Origin of the sequence: Microcystis sp. LE19-41.2A (assembly GCF_027530405.1) — a bacterium.
GTDB lineage: Bacteria > Cyanobacteriota > Cyanobacteriia > Cyanobacteriales > Microcystaceae > Microcystis > Microcystis aeruginosa.
In genome coordinates this window covers 1-8,142 of the sequence record NZ_JAPZQJ010000650.1, presented here as the reverse complement: position 1 = coordinate 8,142, position 8,142 = coordinate 1, and the positions used below count along the sequence as shown (strand labels likewise).

General features: G+C 42.5%; 13 protein-coding genes. 8 read left to right on the top strand and 5 right to left on the bottom strand.

Annotation, left to right across the window (positions count from 1 at the left end; genetic code table 11):
• The first annotated feature begins 266 nt into the window (after positions 1 to 266).
• The 4 genes from O9290_RS26955 to O9290_RS26940 all read left to right on the top strand — a co-directional run bounded on the left by O9290_RS26955 (position 267) and on the right by O9290_RS26940 (position 2,461).
• Entirely contained in the window at positions 267 to 566 is a 300-nt protein-coding gene (locus O9290_RS26955; protein ID WP_002766833.1) for a type II toxin-antitoxin system HigB family toxin, read from the top strand.
• Positions 550 to 969 carry a helix-turn-helix domain-containing protein gene (locus O9290_RS26950; RefSeq protein ID WP_004163265.1) on the top strand — a complete coding sequence of 140 codons (420 nt, stop codon included), beginning with the start codon at positions 550 to 552 and terminating at the stop codon, positions 967 to 969. The genes O9290_RS26955 and O9290_RS26950 overlap by 17 nt, the downstream gene beginning before the upstream one ends.
• Before the next feature lie 161 nt (positions 970 to 1,130).
• A complete protein-coding gene (crtR, locus tag O9290_RS26945) occupies positions 1,131 to 2,024 on the top strand; it encodes a beta-carotene hydroxylase (RefSeq protein WP_002763623.1) in 894 nt (297 codons plus the stop codon).
• Between the two features lie 119 nt (positions 2,025 to 2,143).
• The gene (locus O9290_RS26940; protein ID WP_287733496.1) at positions 2,144 to 2,461 is read left to right on the top strand and encodes a hypothetical protein; all 318 of its coding nucleotides are present in this window, start codon (positions 2,144 to 2,146) and stop codon (positions 2,459 to 2,461) included.
• On the opposite strand, the gene O9290_RS26935 is transcribed toward O9290_RS26940, so the two are convergent.
• From O9290_RS26935 to rplI, 4 genes are all read right to left on the bottom strand, one after another.
• Positions 2,462 to 3,016 carry a hypothetical protein gene (locus O9290_RS26935; protein WP_288057388.1) on the bottom strand — a complete coding sequence of 185 codons (555 nt, stop codon included), beginning with the start codon at positions 3,014 to 3,016 and terminating at the stop codon, positions 2,462 to 2,464.
• A 149-nt stretch (positions 3,017 to 3,165) separates the two neighbouring features.
• Positions 3,166 to 3,954 (bottom strand): exodeoxyribonuclease III, encoded by a 789-nt coding sequence (gene xth / locus O9290_RS26930; protein ID WP_002763631.1) that lies wholly within the window; start codon positions 3,952 to 3,954, stop codon positions 3,166 to 3,168.
• Positions 3,955 to 3,976: 22 nt separating this feature from the next.
• The gene (locus O9290_RS26925) at positions 3,977 to 4,561 is read right to left on the bottom strand and encodes a chromophore lyase CpcT/CpeT (RefSeq protein ID WP_288024389.1); all 585 of its coding nucleotides are present in this window, start codon (positions 4,559 to 4,561) and stop codon (positions 3,977 to 3,979) included.
• A 99-nt stretch (positions 4,562 to 4,660) separates the two neighbouring features.
• Positions 4,661 to 5,119 carry a 50S ribosomal protein L9 gene (gene rplI / locus O9290_RS26920; protein WP_002763634.1) on the bottom strand — a complete coding sequence of 153 codons (459 nt, stop codon included), beginning with the start codon at positions 5,117 to 5,119 and terminating at the stop codon, positions 4,661 to 4,663.
• Positions 5,120 to 5,341: 222 nt separating this feature from the next.
• Here rplI and O9290_RS26915 point away from each other — a divergent pair, with 222 nt between their 5' ends.
• Both O9290_RS26915 and O9290_RS26910 read left to right on the top strand, forming a co-directional pair.
• Positions 5,342 to 5,467 (top strand): hypothetical protein, encoded by a 126-nt coding sequence (locus O9290_RS26915; RefSeq protein ID WP_287970302.1) that lies wholly within the window; start codon positions 5,342 to 5,344, stop codon positions 5,465 to 5,467.
• A gap of 166 nt (positions 5,468 to 5,633) precedes the next feature.
• Positions 5,634 to 5,921, top strand: coding sequence for a YggT family protein (locus O9290_RS26910; RefSeq protein WP_002763635.1), 288 nt, complete (start codon positions 5,634 to 5,636; stop codon positions 5,919 to 5,921).
• Here O9290_RS26910 and O9290_RS26905 read toward each other — a convergent pair.
• Positions 5,918 to 6,358: a hypothetical protein gene (locus O9290_RS26905; RefSeq protein ID WP_002753281.1), complete on the bottom strand. Its 441-nt coding sequence runs from the start codon at positions 6,356 to 6,358 to the stop codon at positions 5,918 to 5,920. The genes O9290_RS26910 and O9290_RS26905 overlap by 4 nt on opposite strands.
• 471 nt (positions 6,359 to 6,829) lie before the next feature.
• On the opposite strand from O9290_RS26905, the gene grxC reads away from it, so the two are divergent.
• Together grxC and gshB are read left to right on the top strand one after the other, a co-directional pair.
• Positions 6,830 to 7,090 (top strand): glutaredoxin 3, encoded by a 261-nt coding sequence (gene grxC, locus O9290_RS26900; RefSeq protein WP_002803525.1) that lies wholly within the window; start codon positions 6,830 to 6,832, stop codon positions 7,088 to 7,090.
• A 15-nt stretch (positions 7,091 to 7,105) separates the two neighbouring features.
• Entirely contained in the window at positions 7,106 to 8,080 is a 975-nt protein-coding gene (gene gshB / locus O9290_RS26895; protein ID WP_079206826.1) for a glutathione synthase, read from the top strand.
• Positions 8,081 to 8,142: the final 62 nt, after the last annotated feature.

The following is an 8,142-nucleotide window of genomic DNA, read 5'->3' as shown; positions in this document are numbered from 1 at the left end:
TTTCCGAAAGTCCTTGACTTGTTTTAGTTTTTCTATTAAGCTCAACATATCTTTCAAAAGTTCGCGTTCACTTCTCATTTTACCTGACAGTGATCGCTTTTACTTTTGATATTCTGATGGGAGAATGAAACAGCCCTAGGGACTAAGGGGGGATCGGCACCCCCCTTATCAAGGGGGGCAGGGGGGATCGAACCTAAAATCCATTTTTAATTTAATTATAACCAGCTACTTATCTAAGTTAAAAACAACAATAAAACTAGCGATCGATGCGCGTGATCAGTAAAGTCAAATTACGAGAGTTTTGGGAACGCCACTCGGACGCGGAAGACGCTCTTAGGGATTGGTATAACTTCGCTAGTAAGGCTAACTGGAAAAATTTAGTAGAGGTTCAAGGTCGCTACCCGAAAGCGGAGGCGGTGGGAAATTTTACAGTTTTTAATATCAAGGGAAACAAATACCGTTTAATCGCTGACATCAATTATTCTCGTCAAACCATTTTCGTTAAATATATTCTAAGTCACGCTGAATACAATAAGGAGAACTGGAAAAATGATCCCTACTTCTAATCCATTAACCTATGGTGATTTACTCTTGCAGTATCAACCGAAACCGATTAATAACTCCCAAGAATACGAGCGATTTTTAAGCATAATTGAAGGGATGATGTCACGGGAGTTAAGCAATGACGAAGGACTATTATTTGATTTATTGGTGTTATTGGTGGAAGAATACGAGCGGAAACATTATCCGATCGCCCGAACAAATCCTACCGCTACGTTAGAATCTTTACTTGATGAATTCGATATCGATAGGGAGTGTCTTGTCGATATTTTCGGCGATCGGGATAGAGTAGAATCGGTGATAGGGGGGAAACAAGCGATCGCTCCCTCTCAAGCCGAGTCTCTAGCCGAATTTTTTAATCGTTTAAGTGCGAAACTGGCGTTAAGCGCCCGTGATTTTCTCTTGTAGCCTCGCTTTCCCTCGGGGACTGGGGGGGAAGACCATATAACAAATCCTTACTTTCTTCATAACTTTAGATTAATTAAGATAATGTTACAAAACTTTATGAAAAAGCCGTAGTATGATAATTTACGCCAGTAAAGCGAACACAATAAGGAGCAACACCCATAATGCAGTCGGCCGAGATGTTGCTGACAGTCCCCAAAGAGTATTTAAAAGCACCGGGGGGCTTCAACCCAAACGTTACCATGTTTTTTAGTGCCTTGAGCCTAATAACCCTATCTACCTGTGGCTATTGGCTATGGTCCTGGCCTGACTGGATTTGTTTTAGTGCTAATGTCCTCGCTTTACATTTATCGGGGACAGTTATCCACGATGCCTCTCATAATTCTGCCCATAGCAATCGGCTATTTAATGCTATTTTAGGTCATGGTAGTGCTTTAATGCTCGGTTTTGCCTTTCCGGTCTTCACTAGAGTCCATTTACAGCACCACGCTCACGTTAACGATCCCGAAAATGATCCAGATCATTTTGTCTCCACCGGTGGCCCTTTGTGGATGATTGCGGCCAGATTTTTTTATCACGAGATTTTCTTTTTTAAGCGGCAACTCTGGCGGAAATACGAACTGCTGGAATGGTTCCTCAGTCGTCTTTTTGTTGCTACCATAGTCATCGTCGCCTGTCAATACGGTTTTATCAGCTATGTGATGAATTTTTGGTTTGTTCCCGCTTTAGTGGTGGGAATTGCCCTCGGTTTATTTTTCGATTATCTCCCCCATCGTCCTTTCCAAGAGCGCAATCGTTGGAAAAATGCCCGAGTTTACCCCAGTCCCCTCTTAAATCTGCTGATTTTAGGGCAGAATTATCATCTCGTGCATCATCTCTGGCCGTCGATTCCCTGGTACAAATACCAACCGGCATACTATGCCACTAAACCGCTTTTAGATGCGAAAGATTGTGAACAGTCTTTAGGTTTACTGCAAGGTAAGAATTTCTGGAGTTTCCTCTACGATGTCTTCTTGGGGATTCGCTTTCACTCCCATTCTTCTAAATCTAGCTCATAGCATTTATCGTAATGGTGAGGTACAAGGTTTTCGTTTTGGGGAGTCGGTGGTCGATTTTATGAGCAACTTTGTATCTGTACCGGTTTTGTTGTCAACTTGATTTTTTGAAGGAGGATTTTATGGGTCAACATTGGGGAAAAGCCTTAATTTTAACAACAACTTTCTTGACAATTAACATCGATTATGCTAAGTCTTTAACCTTTGGTGAGGCCGTGGGTATTGGAGCGGGGGCTTTGTTAATCAACCGGGCGGTACAGGATAATAGACAACGTTATCGATTTGTGCCACCAGAGCAAGAATTTCAGCGCGGACTAGAGGACGGTTTTAACTTTGCCCGCTATGATAATCCGCGCAATTCTAGAGACTATGATGACGGTTTTATCGAGGGAAGAAGACGGCGGGAGTCGGGTTGGGCCAGTCCCAACCGGAGAAACTAATTATTGTTTTGGTCTGCGTCCCACTTCGGCGGTTTCTTGAATGGAAAATATCCTCAATTTACCGTCGATGGGAGCGACTTTAGCCACCGCTGCCGATGCCACTATATAGTTATCACCCTCGGTGTTGGTAATATTGACTACCCGCTCGCGAGTGATCATCGCCATCTCGTCATTAGCAAGAATATCCACGTCCCAATTCTCAGAAAGAACCTCTATACTTTTAATATTTTTGTAGGATTCCTCTAAAAATATTTTATGTTCCGTGATGCCATTTAACTCAAAAATTTCGGTACTAGCATCGGTTTTAATGGTCAATTGCGAGGAAATAAACGGGGCATAGTGTTTGAGGATTAGGGCGATATTTTTATCTTTAATAGCGGTTTCAATGTCTTGAATCATTGCTTTAATTTCCGCTTCCTTGATTGTTTGTCCCCCATCGCGATTACTCGATTGTTTCACTGGCACTATCGAGGGATTAGCATGGACACAAGCGGGGGAGATGCCGGGGAGAAGGGATAAACCGAGCAATAGAACAATTAATTGGGGAGAACGCATAATTTAATAAACTTGGTAAATTCAACCCGAATCATAGCATTTTCTCGTTACCGAATAAATCCTCAAGGTGAAAGTCCCTAGTTAGGGAAGCTAAGAGAGCAAAATTCTGACTGTGCAAAGTCTAGGTTGATCCTTTAGCTATTTTTGCCTTATATTTCCAGAATAACAGGGGTATGATCGCTAGGTTTTTCTTGTTTTCTGGGTTCTCGATCGATCAGGCAATTAACGGCTTTTTCGTATAGCTGAGGAGTTAAATAAAGATGATCGATTCGCCAACCTCGGTTACGAGCAAAACCACCGCTGCGATAATCCCACCAACTATAATGTCCCGCTGCCGAGGTGAATTTTCTAAAGGCATCTTGTAAGCCAATTTCTAAGACCTTTTCTAAAGCTTCTCTTTCTTTAGCTGAAGACATAATATGATTTTCTTTGCCCTTGGGATCATAAATATCTTTATCTTCTAAGGCAATATTAAAATCCCCGCAGATACATAATTCTTCAGGTTGAGAATTAATAATTTTATCTAGATATTTCCTGAGAGTTTCTAACCATTTAAGCTTATAAATATACTTGTCACTATCTAGGGAAGAACCATTAGGAACGTAGAGATTAATAATCCGAATATCGCCGATTACTCCAGTAATTAGCCGTTTTTGTTCGTCTAGTTCTCCTGTTAAATTTTCGCCGATAATTGGACTAAATCCCACAGTGATATCGTCCATGGGTTTCTGGCTAAAAATCGCCACACCATTATAGGATTTTTGTCCAGAAATATAGAGATGATAACCCAAAGATTCAAAAGCTTCTCTGGGAAAATCTCGATCGATTACCTTAGTTTCTTGCAAGCACAAAACCTCAACGGGATTGAGTTGTAACCAGTTAATTACCTGCTCTTGTCGGCTGCGAATCGAGTTGACATTCCATGTGGCGATTTTCATAGCTAAAAACCGATAATTTTTCTCACACTTCCTCAGCAAAACTGGTGCGACGCACAAACTCAAAGGGACCGGCGATCGAACCCCAGACTAATTGATCGGTTTCGGGATCTAAACCGCGATCAACGCTAATTAATCCCCGTTCACTAATTTCAAAACTATTATCTAAATAAGTCATTCTATCTTTGCGAAAGACTAAACATTGTTTACCCGGTTTTACCACCCCTTTAAAACTGTTACCTGTCCAAGTGACATTCATATCACAACCCAGCATCGGTTCTAATAAGTCTAAGCTGAGATTTTTGAGACGTTGGGGTTCTCTAGAAGCACCAAAAAAGTTAGCTTCCTCTTTAACTTTAAAGTTTTCTAGTTCAATATGATCATCGACTACCGATAATTTAAATACTCGCAAACGATAGGGAGTATTGAGCATAAAATCGTAGGCCTGCTCTAAAAATAAGCTGGTTCCATTCAGTAATTCATCGGGTAAAGGACGCATACACACGCGAATATGGGCAAAAAAAGGCGGATTAGCAAAAGCTTGTTCTTGATTACTAAAATCCGCCGCCATCCAGCGCGCTAGGGTTTTTATATCCGTGGGATGAGTCATAATTTTTGATATTTTAATGGTTATTAGCTAGCAGCCATTAGCTAGTTAATCGCTCTGATAAATTTTCACTGATTACTGATAACTATGCCCCGATAATTGTTATTGTGCAATTACTTTAATTTCGATATCGGCATTAACTTCGGGATGGAGTTTGACTTGTACTTTATAGACTCCCAATTGACCGATATCGGGGACGGTAATACCACGGCGATCGATTTCTAATTTAGCATTTTCTAGAATAACCGTAGCCACATCTTGACTGGTGACAGTACCGAAAATTGCCTCGTTTTCACCCACCTGTTTAGGGATGCTGTAGGGACTGAGTTTTTCGATCGCAGTTTTTCTGGTTTCCGCTTCTTGTTTTTCAGCGAGGAGACGTTGACGCTCTTTTTCTTTCCTAAATTCTGCCTGTTTAATCGCGCCCTTGGTGGCTAAAACGGCCACACCTTGGGGGATAAGGTAATTGCGCGCATAACCGGGGGCCACTTCCACCACATCGCCATTTTCACCTAATTTGCTGACTTTTTGATTGAGGATAACCTGCATTCGTTTCGCCATGATCTTGACCTAAAACAATAGTTCCAAAACCCCTATCATACCATGCAATCGTTTTTATCTGTCCTCCCATCCGGACCGTCAGTTAGCTATGGAAAAACTACTTGGGGTTTGCTGAATAAATCTAACAACCTTGTTGGATAAGGTTTTTAGACTTTTTTTCCCTCAAAAACTGCCGACCATTGGAGTGATTGGGGGGAAAATTCCTGGACTTTTTCCCTGAAAATGGGTAAAACCCCACACCCCACACCCCACACCCCACACCCTACCCCCACGAAAAACTTTTTGCCGCAAACCCTACTTGAACAATCCGAGTCTCCCCAAAAGGAAAACTTCCTATCTCATCATTAAGATAACTGCTGTATTCAGTTTTCTTCCCCAGTGTCCGTCAACTGGGAGGAATGCCGATAGCTGGTTAAAACCAGTAAGACAGGGCGGCGAGAGTAACTAAAGACTATTTTTTTGGTAAGATCAAAGCTAAACTAACCATCACGCCCTCTTGAGGAAAGATTTATTTATGAGCGATATAGGGTTTATTTTGACGATAATCAACAATTTCCTGCAAATTTACTCGGTAATCCTAATTGTTAGGGTTTTACTGACTTGGTTCCAAAATGCTGGTTGGGCCTATCAGATTATGTCTTTTCTCAGTCCGATTACCGATCCCTATTTAAACCTCTTTCGCTCGATTATCCCACCCCTAGGCGGGATGGACTTGTCCCCGATCCTCGCGTTCCTGCTGCTCAACGTTGTTCAGAGTGTCGTAGCCACAGGGGCCAGCAGTCTGGTCAGTAGCAGTTTCTAAATCCGCGGATCCACACTGCTGGTAAAACCGGAAGCTTTGAATTTTTCCAGTCGCAAGGGGGTTGGTTGATTGGTAGAAACAGAAATTCTGATCTCGAAATCACTAATCCCTGGCGGCACTTCTGGAATTGCCCCGACTCGGCTACGATTTTGTAAAGCCGGTTCCCCGTTAGCATCGTAAATCCGACCAAAAACATCGGCATCATAGACGGTTTTTCCGGAATTATTTTTAGCTTTGCCGGTGATTAAAAAACAATTAGCCGGAAAACTGGTTCCCCCACTGGTGACACTCCCCTCGGCTAATTCGGGGGGACAGTCTTTGTAAGATACATCTAATAGTTGAATTGGGGTCAAAGCTTGAGCAGTAGGGATGATAAGCAAGCTAGACAGCCAGAAAAGAACAGAAAGGAGCAAAACGGTGAGCGAGCGTGGTGTCATAGATGAGTGATTTTACGGTATGATTTCCCCAATACTTAGATTATCGTGGATCGTCACCCTTTGAAATCAGCTTTTTTAGGACTCTCATGGGAATGGATTCCCACAGACGCTCTCGATAGTTGCGACGGGTTTACCTGTGAGGTAATAGGTGTAGGGCTAATTCATGAATTAGCCCTACAATAGGCGTTGTCAAATTGAAAGATGCTCCGAATCAGCACCGGAACTGAAATTACTTTGATAGCAAGGATTGCATTGCATCTTTACCTATTCTGATCTGACAACGCCGTAAATGAAAGTGAGGATGATTCCCCCCCTGTTAGTTGCCGTATTCGCTTTCAAAACGGTGAAGAATGGGAAATACAAGCAATATATCAGTGGAATCGCCCTAATTGGCGTTTTCTGACCTGAAGGAAGATCACTGCTCGGTTATCGGCTAAAATTTAAGATATGTAAAGAAGGGAGATAAATTTTATGGCCGCTAATGTTGAGATCTATACTTGGAGTTCCTGTCCTTTCTGTATCCGCGCTAAAGCATTACTCAAGAAAAAAGGGGTGGAGTTTACCGAATATTGTATCGATGGTGATGAAAGAGCGCGAGCCAAAATGTCCGATCGAGCCAATGGTCGTACAAGTGTACCACAAATTTTTATAAACGATCAACACATCGGGGGCTGCGATGACATCTATGCTTTAGATAGAAGTGGTGGTTTAGCTCCCCTGTTGCAGAATTAAGGATAAAAACTATTAATGAAACTAGCCTTTATTATCGATCCGATCGAGTATTTAGATCCGGGCCATGATACCAGTGTAGCTATCATGGAAGCGTCCCAATTATTAGGCCATGAAGTCTGGATGACTTCCATCACGGATCTCAGTGCGATTGCGGGAAAAGCTTGGGCAAAACTAACTAAAATTGAACTGGTTCCCGTGGAGTTAAAAGATAATCATTGGGTGGCTGTATCTCAATGGTATCAAAGACAAGAGACAGTTTTTACCTGCCTAGAAAACTTCGATTTTGTCTGGATGCGAAAAGACCCACCCGTGACGATTGCCTATCTCTATGCCACCTATTTATTAGACCTGATCGACCCCCAAAAAACCCAAGTAATTAACTCAACTAGGGGTTTACGCCATGCCAACGAAAAGTTATATACTATTCACTTTGCTCAGGTAATGCCCGCCACAATTGTTTCCCAAGATAAAGCGACAATTAGGGAATTTGTCAACCAAAAAGGGGCGGCAGTTATGAAACCTTTGGGGGGCAAAGCAGGGGAGGGAATTTTATTTCTTAGTCCCGAAGATCGCAATCTCAATTCAATGATTGAAATTAGCACAAAATGGGGACAAGAACCGGTAATGATTCAAGATTATTTACCAGCTGCCCAAGAAGGAGATAAACGCATTATTGTCCTCAATGGTGAACCCATCGGGGCAGTTAATCGCATTCCCACCGGTTCAGAATTTCGCGGTAATATGGCCGTGGGTGGACGAGTAGCAAAAACAGAAATCAGCGATCGAGAATTAGAAATCTGTGCCACTTTAGCCCCAAAATTACGAGAAGATGGCCTATATTTTGTCGGATTAGATGTGATTGGTGGCTACCTCACCGAAGTTAATGTCACCAGTCCCACCGGCATTCGCGAGATCGATCGATTAAACAATGTTAGTTTAGCTCAACAGGTAATTCAATGGCTAGAAAATCATTTGGGCAGCAGGGATTAGGGGAATGGGGAGATGGGGAGATGGGGAGATGGGGAGATGGGGGAATGGGGAGATGGGGGAAT